The organism is Methanosarcina acetivorans C2A (assembly GCF_000007345.1).
Lineage (GTDB): Archaea > Halobacteriota > Methanosarcinia > Methanosarcinales > Methanosarcinaceae > Methanosarcina > Methanosarcina acetivorans.
Genome location: NC_003552.1, coordinates 4,079,838 through 4,099,014, shown reverse-complemented (window position 1 = coordinate 4,099,014; position 19,177 = coordinate 4,079,838). Strand labels below are relative to the sequence as shown.

The following is a 19,177-nucleotide window of genomic DNA, read 5'->3' as shown; positions in this document are numbered from 1 at the left end:
TTGAAAATCAAGCACTTTGAGTGATTCCGGATACAAAGGATTCCTGATAAATTAAAATCTGAAAAAGAACTCCTGATAAACGAAAACCTGAAAACCGGATTTGAGAAAAATAAATTTGAACGCAATGAGGCTCAAAAATGATTGATCTGGAAGCCCTTCCACACCTTCCCGGCTGCTATCTTTTCAAGGATGAGGAAGGGGTTGTACTCTACGTGGGAAAGGCAAAAGACCTTAAAAAAAGGGTGAGCAGTTATTTCCAGAAAAGGGACCACGACCCTAAAACAACCAGCCTTGTTCAGGCTGCCAGGGGCCTTGACTTCATTGTTACAAATACCGAGGTAGAAGCCCTTCTCCTTGAAAATACCCTTATAAAGAAGCACTGGCCGAGATACAATATCCTACTCAAGGACTCAAAGCGCTATGCTTGCATCCATCTCACCGGAGAAAAGTTTCCCAGGATAAGGATTGCCCGGAAAAATACCGGAGACGGAGAGTTCTTCGGACCTTTCGTTTCTGCAAAAGAAAGAGATTACATCTTCGAGGTCGTAAGAAAAACATTTCAGCTCCGAACCTGCAAAAAAATGCCCTCACGCGCCTGTCTCCGCTATCATATCGGAGCTTGCAGCGGCCCCTGTATAGGCAGCATTTCCGAGGAGGAGTACGGAGAGAAGGTAAAAAGAGCTACTTCTGTCCTGAAAGGCAACATCGGGGAGCTCATCGAGTCCATGGAAAAAGAGATGAAAAAGATGGCTGCGAAGCAGATGTTTGAGCAGGCCATGGCTCTCAGGGATGAGATTTCAGCCCTTGAATACCTGCAGGAAAAGCAAAACATGGAGAGGCAGAAGAAACATGATGAGGATATCCTGAATTACATTGTCAGGGACAATACTGTCTATCTCATGCTCTTCAAGGTCTACAAAGGGACCCTGGAAGACAAGCAGGACTATGTTTTTGCTTTCGGGGAAGATTTCCTGCAAGAATTTCTGGTACAGTACTATTCCGAGAACGACCCTCCTGAGGAACTGATCGTCCCCCAAGTTCTTGAAGAGTCTCTTGTAGAGTTTCTGGCGCATGTGAAAGGAAAGAAAGTGAAGGTCACGGTTCCGAAGCAGGGGGAGAAAAAAGAACTTCTCGACCTGGCCCTGAAAAATGTTGAGATAGGATTTTTCGGGGACAGAAAAAAACTCGAATCCCTGCAGAGCAAACTCTCTCTCCCCAAACTCCCGAACGTTATCGAGTGTTTCGATATCTCCCATCTCTCGGGCACCTCTACCGTGGGTTCTATGGTCCAGTTCAGGGGCGGTCGACCTGACAAACACAACTATCGCCGCTTCAAAATCGAAAGTGTGGAAGGGATTGACGACTTTGCTTCCATTGCCGAAGTTGTGAGGAGGCGTTATTCCCGCCTGCTTGAAGATAAACATGAAATGCCGGACTTAATCATTATCGACGGGGGAAAAGGGCAGCTTTCTTCGGCTTTCCAGGAGCTCCGTAAATTGAAGATCAGGGTTCCTATCATCTCCATAGCAAAAAGGGAAGAGGAACTCTATGTACCAGGGCTTAAATCTCCCCTTCCTATCAAAAGAAATGAAAAGGCATCCCTCTTTGTACAGGAAATCCGGGACGAAGCCCATAGATTTGCAATCACCTACAACCGGCTGCTAAGACAGAAGTCATTGATAAAGTAAATCGTAATGTACAGAAGTGGTGCACAGTAAATCGTAGCTTTCTGTCTTATCGATTTCCTTAATTATCGATTTTAATTAATTCCATTTACTTAAGAAGGTCTTGATTCTATGAAAGTTTCCAGCCAGACACCCGGGGAGTTATCCAAAAAAAAGTTCGAACTACTGCACGATGCTCGGTACTGGGATAGCCCTCAGTTTAAACTGATCTCCGGTTTTGAACCTAAAGGGTCCCAGCCACAGGCAATCGAAAAACTTGTGGAAGGGCTGAAGAAGAGGGAGCAGTTCCAGACCCTGCTCGGGGTGACCGGATCCGGAAAGACCTACACGGTTGCAAATGTTATAAACCAGATCCGAAAGCCGACCCTTGTTATTGCCCATAACAAGACCCTGGCTGCCCAGCTCTATAATGAGTTCAGGGAGTTCTTCCCTGAAAACAGGGTTGAGTACTTTGTTTCATATTACGACTATTACCAGCCCGAGTCCTATCTCCCTGCCAAAGACCAGTACATTGAAAAGGATGCCCAGATAAACCCGAAGATCGAACAGATGCGCCTTGCAGCCACAGCCTCCCTGATGTCACGTCAGGACGTGATTGTGGTAGCTTCGGTGTCCTGTATCTACGGGCTTGGTAACCCTGAAAACTTCCAGAAGATGGGGTTTGAACTGAAGGTAGGAGATAAGGTCCAGAGAAAGGAAATCCTCGAAAAACTTATCGATATCCAGTTTGAAAGAAACGACATGGAACTCATGCCCGGGCGCTTTCGCGTAAAAGGAGATACCATTGATATCATTCCCGGTTACTTCGATGACATTATCCGGGTCGAACTCTTCGGGGATGAGGTGGACCGGATTTCCGAAGTGGACAAGCAGACAGGCCAGCGAAAAGAAGACATGGACTACTTCTTTGTCTACCCTGCGCGACACTATGTTATTCCGGAAGAGGAGCAGAAAAGTGCAATCCGGTCCATTCTTGAAGAGCTTGAAGAACACCTCCCCACCCTCGGGCTGCTCGAATCTCACCGGCTAAAACAGCGCACTCTCTACGACATGGAGATGATTGAGGAGACAGGCAGCTGTAAGGGCATTGAGAATTACTCAAGACACTTTGACCACAGGCAGCCCGGAGAACAGCCTTTCTGTTTGCTTGACTATTTCCCTGAAGATTTCCTCCTGATCATTGACGAAAGCCACCAGACAATCCCCCAGCTGCACGGGATGTACAATGGGGACCGCTCTCGGAAAAAGAGTCTTGTAGATTACGGTTTCAGGCTCCCCAGCGCCTATGACAACAGGCCCCTGAAGTTTGAAGAATTTGAAAAGTACATGGAAAACGTGATTTTTGTTTCGGCAACCCCTTCGGACTACGAACGGGAGCATTCTGCCAGGATTGTGGAACAGATTATCCGCCCGACGGGCCTCGTTGACCCTGAGGTTGAAGTACGTCCCCTTGAGGGCCAGGTCAGAGATGTTATGCAGGAGATCCGGAAAATAGTGGATAGGGGAGACCGCGCCCTTGTGACCACTCTTACCAAAAAGCTTGCAGAAGAACTGACCGAGTTCCTTGCAAGAAACGAAATCAAAGCCCGCTACCTTCACTCCGATATCAAGACTATAGAAAGGACGGAAATCATCCGTGAACTGCGTCTCGGCAAGTTCGATGTCCTTGTAGGGATCAACCTGCTAAGGGAAGGGCTTGACATCCCGGAAGTGGGTTTTATCGGAATCCTTGATGCGGATAAGGAAGGCTTCCTCAGAGATTCAAAGAGCCTCATCCAGATCATAGGTCGCGCAGCCCGGAACTCCAGCTCGAAGGTCGTCCTCTACGCTGACAACATGACCGAGTCTATCAAAAAAGCAGTAGACGAGACCGAACGCCGCCGTTCCATGCAGATCGCCTACAATGAAGAACACGGCATAGTCCCGAAAACTATCCGGAAGCCCATCAGGGAAAAAGTCGTGGATATTACCGACACCAAACACATCCCGAAGACCGACATCCCCAATGTAATTATCGAACTGGACGCCGAGATGAGAGAAGCTGCCGACAGGCTGGACTTCGAGCGTGCAATCCAGCTCAGGGAGCTCATAAAGAAACTGGAAAAAGAGGTTAAAGCCGTGTGAAGTGGCTTGAGGAGACTGAGTCTTGAATGAAATCGTCTATCTTATCACTTCACAGGTTAATGAATTTTCTTTCATCCCATAAATCCAGTAGGGACAAAATTCAGGGTTTTGGACTTAAAGCCTCTTTTCCTCCCAAAAACATTTCGGAATAGTCTGCTGATTTTCCACTGTCTTTGGGGCAGGTAAAGGTAAGGCCTTTTGATCCCAGGACGCAGGACATAGGTTTTGCTTTTTCAAAATCCATTTGGCCTTCCTCATCAAAGAATTTCTCATCTACTTCTAAATTAACGACTTTTCCTATGATGAGGGAGAATTTTTCTCTCAGGATTTCCTCCACAAGGGTACATTCGGCCCAGGCCAGGCATCCTTCAATCCCAGGAGCCCTTATTTCCTCCGAGATATGGGACTTTAGCCCTGCCATTTCAAACTCGTCCACTTCCGGAGGATAGTTCCGGGAACAAACCATTACAGCTTCTACCATCTCAACGGGAGGGATATTTATGACAAATTCCCCGGTTTCCCGGATGTTTGTGAGGGTGTCGCGCTTGAGCCAGGAAGCAAGCACTACTTCCTCCAGGGGGCGAAGGATTGGAGTTATATTGGACCAGGGAGCGGCATTTCGGATTCCTTCGTTTGAGACTGTGGAAACAAGGGCAACAGGCAAGGGGAAGATTTGCTCTCTTTTGCTTGGTTTTAATTTCATTCGTTCACCTCGAAACCTTTGAACTTAAGATGCTATTATTTTTCATCTATTTAATATTTTATGTTATTAATTATTGACATTTTGCGAATGAATAAATGTGAATTGAAAAAGAATGCTTCATATCTTCGCATGTTGGATTATGGAATCGAAATACCTGTGGTAGGAGCCTGTGTACTCTCAAATCAATAACAAAAATGTGTATGCCGCAGACAGCACAAAGTCTTTCTTCTCTGAAAAACTGTCGCAGATATGTTCTCGAAATGGATGCAGTGGATTAGGGAAGTTGCCGGCAGGCTGGAACTTCCTGCGCCAATCCCGGCTTAAGTGGCTCCATAAAAAAGTGGAAATTGGATAAAGGTGAGAAGGTTAATACGGAATTAGAAAAGATAAGGAATTAGAAAAGATAAGGAATTAGAAATGAACGAATAAATCATAACTGAATTAATGAATAACTTTTAATTGTTTGCACCGAATACATTTCAGAGAAGAAAGAGCTTTACTCTTTGTCTCAATTTTTCAGAAAGTCGGCAAATTTTAGTCTTCTTCTTCCATCAGCTCTTTAAGTCTTTTCTTCTCAGCAATCTGCCGGGCAATTCTTTCGGCTTCGGCTTTCTCTCTCTCTTCACGCATTTTTTTTGTGACCTTCTTTGTATAAATAAACATTATTAGTAAGAAAACAAATGCAAAAAATAAAAAAATGATTATCATGTTCATAGTGAGTTCGATATTCATTACCTGTCACCGTTAATAGGTTGCTGGGAGTTTTATTTGTCTGTTTCGAAATAGTGAGAGAAAAATCCCTGTCAGAAAGTTTATTTCCGGAAGTTTATCCTGAAATTTTATTCAATAATATCCACCGTACCTCTCATTAATTTCCCTGGCAGTATTGTAGGCATCGTAGAGGTTGTATACCCAGAACAGCGGATAAAGGATATAACCGATAAAAACTACTGTCAGGAAGCCGAAAATCGAGGCAAGAATAATAAAAATAATTCCCTTCATGATCTGCCCATTATAGATCTGCCCGAGACCCGGGATAAAGAATGAAAGTACTGCAGCAAAGCCCGGGTTTTTACGTGGTTGAGGCATTTTTTTACGCTCCTTTACAGGTTTTTGGTTTTTTTGGCTAATTCTTTGACAGAAGATATCTTTGCCTAGTTCAATATTAAATATAATAAGCCAAACATATAAGTTAAACGCAATAAGTCAAACGAATAAGTTAAACGAATAAGTTAAACGAATAAGTTAAACATGAAAGTTAAACGTAATATGCTACATAGAAGCGGTAAGCAACCTTAACTTCGTCCATTTCCCCTGGCTTCAGTTCAAAATCAGGCTGGGAGGTTTTATAAACTTTTTCTCCGAAATCTTTGAAGGTGACTTCACATTTTATATTTTCGGGAAGCTGAGCTTCAAAGCTTCTGCATTTTCCGCAGACCTCTCGGATAAGAGCCTCAGTTTCTTCGGGACTGAAGGTTTCTTTATTTTCAGGCCTATAGTTTACTTCAACCGTCAGTTCTTCTTTGCTGAGCAGGTCTGCCCAGAAGCCAGAAAGTTCTGTTCCTTTTATCCTGTAGTCCTGAAGTTCAAAACTCCTTGTTATCGTGTTCTTAATCTTACCCTCTTCCATATGTTTAGTTTAGAAAGTGGATCTATATAAATCATCTCAATTTTCAAAATGAAGGTTTCAAAATGTTTCAAAATAAATGTCAGATTTTAATTTAATGAACATTCCTTCTGTTGCTTATTTTATATAATCACCAAGTCCTGCTTAAGAAAAAGAGATAATGGGCTTGAAATTTTTTACATCAAACTATTTTTTGTTTGAAAACAATTTTTCATATAATTTATTTAATATAACTTATGTTATTACTATATACTGGAGTTGGGGAACAGATAAGGAGGAAACTGAGAACTTCAAAGAATTTCAAATAAGAGCCGTGAAAGAATCTCCTGAGGTCGCTGATCCTTTCTTCGAATCAATTTGCTTGGGGGAGCACAATATTCGAAGGAACTGTTTGGGGAATGCAGCAGATACAGCGCCTCTGGGCTTCTTCTTACACTGTCTTAGAATTATTTATTCAGTTGAAAAATAGAAAATCCAGGGGTTTATTATGAAACATCTAAAAATATGTCCAAAATGTAACTCTAACCTGAAATTGCGCTCCGATGGCGAGACCCAGTACTGTGATGTTTGCAGATACTGGACAAAAGTAGGCACCGTAAGACTCGATTCAATAATGATTTATGCGTGACGAGTCTCCATGAGGAATGCCGATATTTTTCTTTAATCTCTTTTTTCCTTAATCTCCTTTTTTTAATCTCTTTTTTTAATCTCCTCTTCTTTAATCTCCTGCTTTTAAACTCAAAAGGAGAAAATTCAATATTAAAGAGCTTTGATTCAATATTAAAGAACTATAATTCAATATTAAAGCTCTTAAAAAGCTATAAAAAAGATTATGGTTAATTTGCTGGGACTTTTACTCTACCTATGACCTTCCCGTTTTCTCTGGTTTATTTTCAAATTTTCTTGAGCATTAGGGACATTATACCCGGTCTGGAAGGTTTCATTGTCTGGGGCAAAAACATATCCATGCTGCCAGCAGACCCGAACATTTCTTGGTTTACGCGATCGGTAATTTCATCGAATATCATCTTGTAGGCAACGCAGTGTGGGTCAACAGCTTTTATTTCCCCGTCGGTGGGAACTATGGCATTGTAAGGACATCCACCCCTGCAGTACTTGATATGAGAGCATTTACCGCATTCACTGTCCACAAATTCCTTATATTTGTGCATAAGCTTCCAGGCATCGGACTGGGCAAGGTCTGCCATGGTCGGACGGTCATAGACATTCCCCATTACGTATTCCGGCATGCCCACGAAGCGATAACAGGGGTATATGCCTCCGTCAGGGCCAACTGCAAAAGTATCTCCCATGCAGTCTACATAGGTGCAGACAGTGCCTCTACCTGTGAACACGCATTTGCACAGCTGGTCAATATTCATAACCTCGATTTTGCCCATGTTTTCAAGGTACTTGTCCAGAAGGTAAATTAAGAGTTCTCCGTATTTTTCAGGATCAAGCGCCCATTTTTCGGGATTGTCCCCTTTCAAAGAAGGCAGGCAGGGATGCAGCTTAAGGGTTAAACCTTTTTCCAGGTAGAAATTGAAAATATCCTCCCTGAACTTTACGGAGTGAGAGGTAAAAGTAGTGATAAATCTCACAGTAAGTCCATGAGCCTTCGCAATCTCATAGCCTTTCATGGTTTTTTCGTAATAGCCCTTTCCCCTCTGCAGGTCGTTAAGCTCCTGGGGACCGTCCAGACTGGAACCAATGGGGACATCGTATCTGGCAAAAATTTCGGCTATTTCCGGAGTAAGTTTCCAGAGGTTCGTCTGTATGGCAAAAGCGATATTCCTGGGACTCAGACCCTCAGCCAGCAAAGGTAAGGCTTCCCGGTAAAAATCAACCCCGGCAAGGAGAGGTTCCCCCCCGTGGAAGGTAAAAGTAACCGAATCCTGCCTGAAAACTTTAAGCCATTCAACCACTTCTTTAATGGTTTCGATGCTCATTATCGGGGATTTTTCCTCAGAACTCCAGCAATAATTACAGTTGGCGGGACAGCCCAGGGTAGGGATCAGCATCACATGGAAAGGCATATTTAAAGCTCCTTATTTTCTAAGCTTCTTTAAATTATTAGTAGCTTTCTAAAAGTATCATCTCCCTGTAGAAGGATTTTATTCCCAGCCTTATTTCCTGATTTTTGATGCTTTTTCTCTTTTTGATATTTTCTCTCTACTAACAGATGGACACATTTGATGCAACAGGTAAATTTGCTAAAACCTCAATTTTAGTTCTAATTTTAGTTTCCTACCCTTTTTAGATGGATTATTCTTTAGTTAATGGAATCAAATCTTTTAAAGGGGTTTTCAAACCCACCCCGAATATTTCCTTAATCACTGAAGTTTAGGTTCCAGTGATTATTTAACAGATATCCTGAAAAATGTTCTAAAAGCGCATAGCTCATTTGAAACTGATTGCAGATTCTTAAAAGACTGAATCTCGGGATAGAGAGAAACAGTTGGGGGAATAGAATGTCTAAGTTTGAAGTTTATCTTGATGAAGGCGGAAAATACCGTTTCAGGTTAAGAGCAAGAAATGGACAGATTATAGCCGTAAGCCAGGGTTACAAAAGCGAGGAAGGTTGCATTAAAGGGATCCAGTCAGTAAAAGAAAACGCACCGAATGCACGAATAATTGTACTTGAATAAGTACCCAACACAAAAAGTATGACTCAAGCATCAGTTTGATTCCGGGAATCAGTTTAGATTCTCGAATGTAATTCCTTCAAAACGGCATTTTGTGATTTTTCCGTCCCGAAAAGCATAGAGAAAGACTTTGAAAAGGGCATAAAGCCTGAAATAAAAAGCTAGCAGGGCTGGCGAGCAAAAGCCACTGATATACACCAGTTTTTTATCATCCCTGATAGAATCATCAAGGAACCTTACCACTCCGTCAAAGTTCTCTCTTTCGAGTATACTGCCTCTTGGAAGGCGGGGGCCGAGCACTACAACATCTTCCTCCATACCGTCCGGACTTGTCGTACCCTCTATGAAGCCGTAATTAAAGATAGTAGGCAGAGGAGAAATGAAAGCTCTTTCATAGCCTTTTTCTGTTTTTCGGTATTTAGAAAAACTGTATTTGGGAGTTTCTATAACAATTTTCATAGGAAAGGAACCTGCCTGTACTTTTAAGAAGTAGCCCTGTTGGGCTTTCTCCTCAGTTTTACTTGAGTTTATTCCTTATCTTTTTCGTATCCTTTCAGCTTTACTTCCTGTCAGATTTGTTTCTTTTTAGATTTTTTCTGGCCAGGTTTGTTTCCTGTCAGGTTTGGTTTTTTTAGATTTTTTCTGGTTAGGTTTGCTTCCTGTCAAGTTTGTTTCTTATTATGCATGCTTCTTATTTGCTTAAATCCTCCTGCTAATATTTCTATCGATCCCTGCTGTAGTCCCTGTTATCAGACTTCAACTTAAAATAATTCTAAGTTACGGTTAGAAAAGTAAAGAAACAAATCTGACATGGGGGTAAAGGGAAGAATAGCAGAAAATATCATAAAAAAGAGCATGAGAGATTATTTGTCTCTCCAGGAAAGTATTCTATTTGCTAAATATCAATTTACAGAGTCTCTATTTGCCGGGATAATCTGTCTACCGGCAGTATATAAGCTGATCAGGAAATGATATTTCCGTTGTCATCAATGCGTTTCCCTGCAAACCTCACCAGTACTGTGATGGTCACGAGACCTGCGAACAAGGAGATCCAGGGAGAAATCCCGAGCCCTGCGGGGATGAAGCCGAAGACAACCGCAAGTGTTCCGGCTACTGCCACATAGGGGAGCTGGGTACTCACATGGTCAATGTGGTCAGAGCCGGATGCCATTGAGGATAGGATGGTGGTGTCCGAAATCGGAGAGCAGTGGTCCCCCAGCACCGCACCTGTCAGGACGGCCCCTATGGTTGTGATCATGAGGGGGGTTACAGCATCCGTTGCCCCGGAAATCGAAGCTGCGATCGGGATTACGATAGGCATGACTATGGAGTTCGTCCCCCAGGAAGTTCCTGTCGCAAAGGCGATGAATAAAGCGATGACGAAGGTCAGGGTGGGAAGAACGGCGCCTGAGAGAGCCCCTTCTATAACCGCGACCAGCCATTCTGCCAGCTGCATCTCGGAAATAACTGATTTGAGGGCAAAGGCCAGGGCAAGGATGATCACTGCAATTATCATGGACCTGAGCCCGTCAATCCAGTCCCGGACTCCCTCGTCCAGGTAAAAACACTTCTTTGCCAGACCTATCGAGAGTGCGACTATGGAACTGAGAAAAGCAGCCCAGGTAAGGGCAACTGAAGCATCTGCATTCCCGAAAGCGTCCCTGATGCTCATCCCGGGTTCGTATCCGTTGTACCAGAGCCCTGCGGTTGCAACGATTACGAAGCTAAGAATCGGAATTGCTGCGTCCCAGACCGAAGCCTCCAGACCGTCGGGAGGAAGCAGATTCTGGTCTTCCACAAAGAGCGGGATAGAACCTTCGGCATAGACCTTTCCGGTCTCATGTGAACGGATTTCAGCCTTCAGCATTTTGCTAAAGTCTCTTCTCTGGGTAATAAGGGTGAACATAAGAAGAATGGCGAAAATCGAGTAGAAGCGGAAAGGCAGGGATTGGAAAAAGACGATTATCGGGTTTGCCTCTATATTGATGGAACTGAGGGCACCTCCAATCAGGCCTATTTCTATTGCAATCCAGGTTGAAACCGGAGCTATAGAAATGCGGCTGCAAGCTGCGTGGACCTGTCATCTTTTGCTTTTTTCACCAGGGAGGTGGCAATAGCTTTTGTGCCTCCCATCTTGGATATAATCCCTATCATCCCACCTATGGCAAGACAGAAAACAAGAAGCTCGGCGTTCCAGACGTCTGCAATGGCATTTCCCACAATGTAAGTGGAAAAAGTCTCTAGCAACACTATGAAGGGATTATATCCGTTGACGATGGTTGCACCAATCTAGATCCCTAACACAAGGGCAACAATGACCTGACGCTTCCAGATAGAAAGTACGATAGCAACAAGTGGAGGCAGCAGGGCAAGAGCACCATAAGTTGTTTGTGCATCCATTGATAATTCTTTTTTATGTTTTTTATAATAAACTCTTAAACTTTTCAAGTAAATTAAATGACGTTATCAAAATCAAATAATAAAAAATATTTATTACACAGGTTGTCTCATAACCATTTTAAATTGTACAATTGGGTAATACCCATTTCAATTTTTATTTCATTTCAACAATGAGAGATAATTTTCATGGGTCAACATAGAGTATTTGTTATTCTCGCTCGAATTCCCCCTTTATTCCATCCTTTACTTCCTCCTCCAACTATCATTTTCAGCATACTTTTCAGGTTTTTCCCTTCTCTTTTTATAAAGTCTGCTATTTTCTTTATATTATGTACAGTACACATCATAACAAATTCAATTCCTGTCTTCCTTTTTCCTCTCAATAAGAATTCTCTGAACCCTCTATCCTGTTTCATCTGACCAAACACAGGTTCTACGGTAGACATTCTTTTCTGATACTTTTCCGTCCCCTTCTCTGTGTTCAGTTTATCCCTCATATCCTCCATCAAATGTTCCCTAGTACATCGATTCCATATATCCTCAATAAACCATGAATGAAAACAAGTGAACACAAATATTTTCAATTCGTGTTTATTCTTGTCCGTTTGTGGTTTTCTCATAGAAAAAACATTGACCAGTGCTGATTTCAAAGTCCAATTCTTCCCATAATTTGGAATCGATGTACTAGGATCTCTTGTTATTGTCCTTTTTCCGCTCTTAGTACATGCATTTTTCAGCACACACTGAGAACAATAGCTACATACATAATACCTTAAATCAGGTTCACCTTTCCTCTTTTGTATTCTTGTAAAGGGGATTTCAAATGCAGCAGGACAATAATAGCAGTCTTTTTCTTCATCGTATGTAAAAAGAGACTTCCTGAACTTCCTGGTTTTTCCTTCTTTTTCAGCTTTATAGAAATTGTCAGGAATATAAGCATCAATGCCTTCTTCCTGTAAAAATTCCAGATTCTCATATGAGAAATAACCTGCATCTGCAAGTACTATTGTTGGTTTATATCCCAGTGTGTTTTTTACATTCTGTATCATTGGTTCTATTTGATGAAGGTCGTTTTCTTCGTTGACAACGTCTGCTGCAACGATTATTTGCTCTTTTTCATCAACAGCAACCTGACAATTGTAGGAAGGTTTCTTGCTTCCATCTTTATGCTTCATAATTCGAGCATCGTTATCTGTGATGTTTATTTTTTTCAGCTTTTCTTCATCAAGCTTCTTCTTAGCAGCTTTTATTTTTTCCAGTCTTTTCTTCTTGTCAACAAGCTCTTCTGGAATCTGATATGGTGTTGAGTCACCATAAATTTCATCTTCATGTTTATCTGTCTCAATACTCTCTTTGAGTATCTTATCTATTTCTTTTTCGAGAGCATCCGAACTCTTGCTCTGTCTTGATGAAGCATTTGCCTTAACCTTTGTTCCGTCAATTGAGATACTGGAACCAATCATATCCATTTCTTTACAAAATGTGACAACCTGGGAAAAGATTTCTTTTATAGGGCCAAGATGAGTTGAACGGAATCGACAAATCGTATGAAAATCAGGTTTTTGCATGGCTGCCAGATACATAAATGCAGTATCAGTTTGAGTCATTTGTTGCAGTTTACGTGAACTTCTAATGCCTATAAGGTAATCATAGAGTAATATTTTTAAAAGAGGTCTTGGATGATAGGCTGGGCAGCCTTCCTTAGAGTAAGTGGATTCAATAGCAGTGATATCAACGACATCTACGATGTCGTTTAGTACTCTGGCGATATGGTTTTCAGGAACAAAATCTTCCAAGGCTAACGGAAGTAAAAACTGCTGCTTTTGATCGTACTTTCGAAACATGGGAAACACTGGAATTTGTTTTGTAAAAAAGATAAAGATTACGGGTTTCTGACCCAAATGTATGATAGAGTATAGTTTTGAGACAACCTGTACAATGTATTTTTATTTGGTATTGTTAATTAAATATAGATAACTTTTTATTTCTGTGTTTCATCAATAGAAGAACAGAGTACTTTAGCATTTCAAGACTCTTCGTATAACACTTTGTCTTTCGTCTCAACCTTGCCAGAAAGTGCCTCAATATGCTGTTATATCCTTCAACTGTATACTTTTCTGCTTTGGATTGAGTATGAATGGTTTCAGGAATAAACTCTGCATATGCCCTCCAGTGATCAGTCATCACTTCTCCAATCTCTTTCTTCTTTAATTTTTCCCAGAGTAGTTGTCCAGTTTTCGTTCCTCTGCTACCAAAAGAGCAGTTGATGAACTTTTTCCCAACTCTATCAACAGCAATCCAGATCCAGCAATATTTTTTTTGTTACCGATGTAAGTGTGCATCTCATCCAGTTCAACAATAGAGATCTCATTTTCGCTTTTTAGCTCCTCTATCTCCTGACCAAATTTCTTTATCCATTTTTGGACAGAAACATGACTTACCCCTAAAAATCGTCCTATTGAGCGAAATCCTAATCCCTCAAGATAAAGTTGCAAAGCCTGTCTCTTAACTAAAGGAGAACTAGCAGTTGATTTTAGCTCGACTGAATAGTTATATCCACAATCGTGGCATTTGTAGTGTTGACGTCCACAAACTATACCGTTTTTTGTGTGATTGGAACTTTTGCATCTTGGGCAGTTCATGCAGAAATATAGGTTTTCATAATATACAACTATAATTAACTACCAATGCCAAATGCTGTAATGGCTGATAATATGTCTTTTAAAAAAAGAAAGAGTGCGAGAGGTGCGATTCGAACGCACGAACTCCTACAAGACCAGGCTCTGAACCTGGCGCCTTTGACCTGGCTGGGCAACTCTCGCACTATGTAGCTTATGTTTCAGCAGCACATAGTAGTGCTCTTTGTTTTTATACTTTTTCCTTGAAATCCTTTTCGGGATATGAAAAGCCGGATCACTTTTTTAAGGCTTTTGCTTCGTAAGGAAAGAAGGTAATAATGTTTTCCTTTCAGGCTCGAGACCCATTCGGATATGGGCTTTTGAAGAAAAGGGGGGAAATTGATGAAAATTTATCTCATCAATTTCAGGATAAGGGCTTTCTGGGCATGCAGGCGGTTTTCTGCCTCTTCGAAGATTACGGAGTTCGGGCCGTCCATTACCTCGTCCGTAATTTCAAGGCCTCTCCGGGCGGGCAGGCAGTGCATCACTATTACGTCCGGCTTTGCAACGCCGAGGAGTTCGGTGTTGACCTGGAAGGAAGCAAATTCTCTCAGGCGCTTCTCCTGTTCGGCTTCGTCACCCATGGAGACCCAGACATCCGTATAGATAATGTCGGCGTCTTTGGCTGCAACTTTCGGGTCATCTGTAATTGTAAACTTGCCTCCGAGAGCTTTTGCCTGTTCGAGGAACTCGGCTTTGGGCTCGTAGCCTTTCGGGCAGGCAACGGCAAACTCCATTCCCATGATGGCCGAGCCCAGCAGGGCTGAATTACAGACATTGTTTCCGTCTCCTACCCAGGCGAACTTCAGGCCTTCGAATTTTTTCTTAAACTCCATGATGGTCATGAAGTCCCCGAGGATCTGGCAGGGGTGTTCCCTGTCTGAGAGGGCATTGATCACGGGCATGGTTGAATATTTGGCAAGCTTTTCCACGGTATCGTGGCTCATGACCCTTGCCATCAGCCCGTGCAGGTAACCGGAAAGGGTCCTGGCTGTATCTTCAATTGTCTCGCCTCTGCCGACCTGGATGTCCCTGGAGTTCAGGTAAAGGGCATGCCCTCCGAAATCAGTCATTGCAACCTCAAAGGATACTCTGGTCCTTGTAGAGGATTTTTCGAAAATCATCCCGAGACTTTTGTTTTTCAGGTACTCGGTAGATTCTCCTGCCTTGCGCTTTGCTTTCAGGTCCGCTGCCGATTCAAGGAGTTCGTAAATCTCCTCCTTCGACAGGTCAGTTATTGAAAGTACATCTCTCTTCATCGTCTCAAACCCCGACTTCGTTCTGGCCGAATTTGAATTTTTATACTACTGCATAGTACTTATTAACGCAGTATTTATTAACGCATTATTTACGCGCTGTACTCCTTCATTGCTTTTGAGACAGTCCGCCTCTAAGTTCTTTCATATGGTCGATTCTTTTCTGGATAAGACTGGCAGTGCCGATGTCTTTCCGGAAGAAGAGTTTACCCTGAATATTTTCAAGAGCATTCTGGGCGATTTTTTCTGCAGCATCTATTGTTTCCGCACGCCCTACAACAGCAACGGCTCGGGAGCCGGTGGTGTAAATTTTTCCTTCCTTTTCATACACACTTGCATAGTAGACTGAAGCTTCTCCCACGTCTCCTACAAGCACTTCACTGTCTTTTTCTGGATTATCCGGGTAGCCTGCCGGGACTGCGTATTTGCAGACCGTCGCTTTCCTGCTGAACTTTACAGGCAGGGAATCAAGGGTGCTTTTTACCACAGCCGACATAATTTCTGTAAAATCAGTCTCGATAAGGGGGATAACATTCATGGCTTCAGGGTCCCCGAACCGCGCATTGAACTCCACGACTTTGGGGCCGCTGGCTGTAAGGATAAATTGCCCGTAAAGAACGCCCTGGTATCCCGTCCCTGTTTCCTCATGAAGCGCTGTTACGGTATGCTGCATGATCTTTTTTGCCTGCTCGATATCTCCGGCAAGCATGAAAGGAAGAATTTCTCCCGCATCGGTATATGAGCCCATCCCGCCCGTATTCGGGCCGAGGTCCCCTTCATAAGCTCTCTTATGATCCTGCACCGCAGGGAAAAAAGCAAGGTTTTTTCCGTCCACAAAAGCCTGGAGGGTAAATTCTTCTCCTATGAAACGCTCCTCAATAACTACGGGCCCTTTTTCCAGAAGCTCGCTTGTATAATCTTTGGCAGCTTTGAGGTCAGGAAGCTGGTCGCCCATAACCTTTACGCCTTTCCCGCCCGTGAGCCCCGAGGGCTTGACTGCAACATCGCCCAGCTTTTCAATGAAGGCATGTGCAGGAGCTTCTTCCGTGAAAACCTCATAAGCAGGGCAGCCTTCGATTCCGTATTTCTTCATGAAATTTCTTGCCCATGCCTTATCAAACTCAATAACCGCACAGGCTTTTTTAGGGCCTACGACAGGAATCCCGGCTTCCCAGAGGGCATCTGCAACTCCGGCAGCAAGCGGCGCTTCAGGCCCCACAAAAGCCATTTCAATGTTCCTGGCTTTTGCATATTCAACGATTTTTTCAACCTCGGTTTCCTTTTCAAGCAGGAAATCCTCACAGAGGGCGGCAATTCCGGGGTTTTTCTTTGCCATTAACGCATAAAGGATGGGGTTATGCTTGCTTTCCTTAATTCCTTCGGCAATTGCGTGTTCCCTTCCGCCGCCGCCGATGAGCAAAATCTTCATTTTCATTCTCCTTGTTCAAAAAAATTTATTTTAACCTGAATTTGTTCTTGATATCTAAGGGGGAAATTCAGTGAAGAAAAGGTAATGGATTCTGGGGTTCGCAAGACCTTTCTTTCTACTTCAAAAGTATTTTTATCTTTATGGGTGATATTTTTAACCAATAACACAATAAAAGGATTTCCTAATTCTCTATTTCTTCTGATAAATATCTTCTCATTGTCAAGCTCAAATTTATATAAAAAATCAGTTAGTTTTAACGTTTTTGATGGGTTTTTACAGGTCGTTTCGCTCAAGATGGCTAATTTATGGCTTGGAATTGTGAAACTCACTCAGGCGAACTAAAATAATAGATCTATCTGACCCGTTCAATGTCATTCACTATCCTGAACCGTTTATGTCCCGCTCGACGCAGGAGAGCGGTCTTTTCCAAAATGACTGAAAAGAAGAAGAAAAACCAGTAATGTAAAAAACTATCAAAGAAGCTGTAATACAAACGAGAAAGAACAAATCAAATTATATCGAAAAAATACTCTTCTTCAGGCTGTCTCAAAACTCAAACCATTTCTACAATTGGATAATGAGCAACGTTGAATTTAAAAACAAGACCACCTAAATTAGAGAAATTTACACATGAATTAACCTTGTAGTAGAAAAATTTGACACAATTGTAGAATTAACTTTAGTTTTGAGACAGCCTGTCTTCCTGCTTTCGGCAGGTAACTTGATTTTTTCCAAGTATTTTTACTGATAGTGTTTTTGTGGGAAAACACATTTTCTTCCACATTAAACATTACTGCAAAAATGTTTCGTTACTTATATAGGTCGTAAGATTTGAGTTATATGTTAACCAGTTTCAAACCACTTATCTATTAATATAATGTATGAAAAACATAATCAGTAAAAATTCTCAAAATCTAATGTCGACCTGCCGAATATAGGCTTCTTCTTTGTCTCTTTTTTAATCAAACTTCTTTTTTCTGCTTTTTGTGAAGAGCCGCCAGACAAGCTGGCGGGGGTGCTTAGGTTTCTCTGTGAATTTAAATGCGGTTCTCTGGGTCAAGAGAATATTCTTTGAACAGTGAGGACAATTATGGATTCAGTTTCTTTTGGCGTCATTCTCTTGACGTCAGTATGGTTCGTCTGTTATATCGTTAAAATAGAGGACCGGGAAAGTGTTCAGGCACTTCCCTTACTTTAGGAGGTCACTTGCAGTTACCAGGGGCACGAGTTCGGCATCTGCTTCTTTGAGTTTTTCCTTTGCTCCTTCTTCCCGGTCCACTACGGTGATTACGTATTTGACGCAGGCTCCGGTTTCCCTTACAACCTTGATTGCGTCCCGGACCGAGCCTCCGCTGGTTGTTACGTCTTCGAGCATTACCAGCCTGTCTTCGGGTCTGAGGTCTCCTACAAACCTGCTTTTTGTGCCGTATTCCTTTACGGATTTTCGGACTATCAACAGGGGGAGCCCTGTTTCGAGGGAAACTGCAGTTGCCAGGGGTACTCCTCCGAGTTCCACACCCGCAACGGTACCCACACCCATTTCCTTTACCCGGAGGGCTGCCTGCCTGGCAATGATTTTCAGGGTTTTGGGGTCGGTGCTGGCTTTCTTGATATCGATGTAGTATTTGCTTTTCTTTCCCGAGGAGAGCGTGAAGTCCCCGTAGCGGACAGCTCCGCAGGCTTTGAGGGCTGCGATCAGTTCCTGTTTCTGTGTCTCTATTTCGTTTCCGGTATCTGGTTTTGATTGGCTCATTCTTTCACCAGTAGTTTTTCCCATTTTTCTCAAGTTTTTCTCTCATACAGGGTCTTCCTTATACAGGGTCTTCTTCTCATGCGGAGTTTCATTAATTTTTTCTGGAGAATTTTTTACCAGGGTTCTTTCTTGACCCCTATAAAGTATCCGATTATGTTTGTTGTAAGATGGAGCAGGGGAGTCATTATGAGGACTGTAAGCGCGATCCCGGTTGTGAAATTGCTCACGAACCATTCCGGGGCTGCAAGGTATGTGAAAAACCAGGCACCTACAACGAAGTCCAGCTGGTCTACAAGAGGCAGGGACGCTCCTCTTTTCAGGCCCATCCTGCGCTTGAAAAAGCTCTTGAACATATCCCCGAACAGGGCGCCGGAGGGAAGGGCAAGAACAACAATCAGAGCGCTTGCGTAGTTCGGGCCAAAGGTAGGCATTTTGATTCCCATGATCTCAAAACCTCTCATACTCAGCCAGATCTCAATGCATCCTGCAAGAAATCCGCAAAATATGCCTGAAAAGAGTCCTCTGTAGGTCTTCCCGTCTCCGAGAATCCTTCTCCCGTCCTTATAAGTCCTACCCCCGTCAATAGGCTTTCCTCCCCCGAAGACGGCTGCGAAGGGGTTGGAGAGGTAGGCAGGAAGCATCAGCCAGAATGCCTTGATTATCAGCTCGATCGTAGTATCAACTCTTAACTTTCTAATCTTTAATAACGCTCTAATTTCCGGTTTATCCTTTCCTGAGGCAGAAGTTAAGTTCCTTCCATATCCTTATTCTTTTTATTTTTTTGCATGACTTGCTTGCAGGTGGACAATATAATTATTTTCCGCTCTCTTCTTCCCGTATCCTGCGACTTTTTCAGGTACTTTTAAATAATGGGCGT

18 protein-coding genes and 1 tRNA gene are annotated in these 19,177 nt (G+C 42.7%); 4 read left to right on the top strand and 15 right to left on the bottom strand.

The annotated features are described in order from the left end of the window. Positions 1-137: 137 nt before the first annotated feature. Both uvrC and uvrB read left to right on the top strand, forming a co-directional pair. Positions 138-1,688: an excinuclease ABC subunit UvrC gene (uvrC, locus tag MA_RS17360; protein ID WP_011023256.1), complete on the top strand. Its 1,551-nt coding sequence runs from the start codon at positions 138-140 to the stop codon at positions 1,686-1,688. A gap of 108 nt (positions 1,689-1,796) precedes the next feature. After that, a complete protein-coding gene (uvrB, locus tag MA_RS17355) occupies positions 1,797-3,809 on the top strand; it encodes an excinuclease ABC subunit UvrB (protein ID WP_011023255.1) in 2,013 nt (670 codons plus the stop codon). Positions 3,810-3,909: 100 nt separating this feature from the next. Here uvrB and MA_RS17350 read toward each other — a convergent pair whose 3' ends face one another. From MA_RS17350 to MA_RS17335, 3 genes are all read right to left on the bottom strand, one after another. Beyond that, positions 3,910-4,512: a flavin reductase family protein gene (locus MA_RS17350; protein ID WP_011023254.1), complete on the bottom strand. Its 603-nt coding sequence runs from the start codon at positions 4,510-4,512 to the stop codon at positions 3,910-3,912. 843 nt (positions 4,513-5,355) lie between these two features. Beyond that, the gene (locus MA_RS17340; RefSeq protein WP_011023253.1) at positions 5,356-5,601 is read right to left on the bottom strand and encodes a DUF5683 domain-containing protein; all 246 of its coding nucleotides are present in this window, start codon (positions 5,599-5,601) and stop codon (positions 5,356-5,358) included. A 169-nt stretch (positions 5,602-5,770) separates the two neighbouring features. Further along, positions 5,771-6,142, bottom strand: coding sequence for a hypothetical protein (locus MA_RS17335; RefSeq protein ID WP_011023252.1), 372 nt, complete (start codon positions 6,140-6,142; stop codon positions 5,771-5,773). A 484-nt stretch (positions 6,143-6,626) separates the two neighbouring features. Between MA_RS17335 and MA_RS28090 the strand changes: the two genes are divergently transcribed. Continuing rightward, on the top strand, positions 6,627-6,767 hold the full coding sequence (locus MA_RS28090; RefSeq protein WP_162829682.1) for a hypothetical protein: 141 nt from the start codon (positions 6,627-6,629) through the stop codon (positions 6,765-6,767). A gap of 265 nt (positions 6,768-7,032) precedes the next feature. Here MA_RS28090 and MA_RS17325 read toward each other — a convergent pair whose 3' ends face one another. Further along, positions 7,033-8,175, bottom strand: coding sequence for a TIGR04083 family peptide-modifying radical SAM enzyme (locus MA_RS17325; RefSeq protein WP_011023249.1), 1,143 nt, complete (start codon positions 8,173-8,175; stop codon positions 7,033-7,035). Positions 8,176-8,610: 435 nt separating this feature from the next. Here MA_RS17325 and MA_RS25815 point away from each other — a divergent pair, with 435 nt between their 5' ends. Next, complete coding sequence (locus tag MA_RS25815; RefSeq protein ID WP_083755950.1) at positions 8,611-8,787, top strand: YegP family protein; 177 nt, start codon at positions 8,611-8,613, stop codon at positions 8,785-8,787. A gap of 48 nt (positions 8,788-8,835) precedes the next feature. On the opposite strand, the gene MA_RS17320 is transcribed toward MA_RS25815, so the two are convergent. The 11 genes from MA_RS17320 to MA_RS17270 all read right to left on the bottom strand — a co-directional run bounded on the left by MA_RS17320 (position 8,836) and on the right by MA_RS17270 (position 18,941). Further along, the gene (locus tag MA_RS17320; RefSeq protein WP_048065668.1) at positions 8,836-9,243 is read right to left on the bottom strand and encodes an inorganic diphosphatase; all 408 of its coding nucleotides are present in this window, start codon (positions 9,241-9,243) and stop codon (positions 8,836-8,838) included. Between the two features lie 502 nt (positions 9,244-9,745). Then, the gene (locus MA_RS17315; protein ID WP_226990892.1) at positions 9,746-10,834 is read right to left on the bottom strand and encodes a Na+/H+ antiporter NhaC family protein; all 1,089 of its coding nucleotides are present in this window, start codon (positions 10,832-10,834) and stop codon (positions 9,746-9,748) included. Continuing rightward, positions 10,831-11,031, bottom strand: a complete 201-nt coding sequence (locus MA_RS28920; protein WP_226990641.1) for a hypothetical protein — start codon at positions 11,029-11,031, stop codon at positions 10,831-10,833. The genes MA_RS17315 and MA_RS28920 overlap by 4 nt, the downstream gene beginning before the upstream one ends. A gap of 344 nt (positions 11,032-11,375) precedes the next feature. Continuing rightward, positions 11,376-13,028 (bottom strand): IS1182 family transposase, encoded by a 1,653-nt coding sequence (locus tag MA_RS17310; protein WP_157860297.1) that lies wholly within the window; start codon positions 13,026-13,028, stop codon positions 11,376-11,378. 115 nt (positions 13,029-13,143) lie between these two features. Next, positions 13,144-13,826 (bottom strand): IS1 family transposase gene (locus MA_RS25805; protein ID WP_085984855.1). Its coding sequence is split into 2 segments (ribosomal slippage): positions 13,144-13,503 and positions 13,506-13,826, totalling 681 coding nucleotides; the frame shifts between segments, so codons are not numbered across the junction. Between the two features lie 95 nt (positions 13,827-13,921). Next, positions 13,922-14,006, bottom strand: a tRNA-Leu gene (locus tag MA_RS17295). A gap of 206 nt (positions 14,007-14,212) precedes the next feature. Beyond that, on the bottom strand, positions 14,213-15,121 hold the full coding sequence (gene argF / locus MA_RS17290; protein ID WP_011023243.1) for an ornithine carbamoyltransferase: 909 nt from the start codon (positions 15,119-15,121) through the stop codon (positions 14,213-14,215). 106 nt (positions 15,122-15,227) lie between these two features. Then, positions 15,228-16,547 (bottom strand): phosphoribosylamine--glycine ligase, encoded by a 1,320-nt coding sequence (gene purD / locus MA_RS17285; RefSeq protein ID WP_048065667.1) that lies wholly within the window; start codon positions 16,545-16,547, stop codon positions 15,228-15,230. A 2-nt stretch (positions 16,548-16,549) separates the two neighbouring features. Then, positions 16,550-16,876, bottom strand: coding sequence for a hypothetical protein (locus MA_RS17280; RefSeq protein WP_011023241.1), 327 nt, complete (start codon positions 16,874-16,876; stop codon positions 16,550-16,552). An 860-nt stretch (positions 16,877-17,736) separates the two neighbouring features. Next, entirely contained in the window at positions 17,737-18,300 is a 564-nt protein-coding gene (gene pyrE, locus MA_RS17275; protein WP_011023240.1) for an orotate phosphoribosyltransferase, read from the bottom strand. Between the two features lie 113 nt (positions 18,301-18,413). Beyond that, entirely contained in the window at positions 18,414-18,941 is a 528-nt protein-coding gene (locus MA_RS17270) for a CDP-2,3-bis-(O-geranylgeranyl)-sn-glycerol synthase (RefSeq protein ID WP_011023239.1), read from the bottom strand. Positions 18,942-19,177 lie beyond the last annotated feature (236 nt).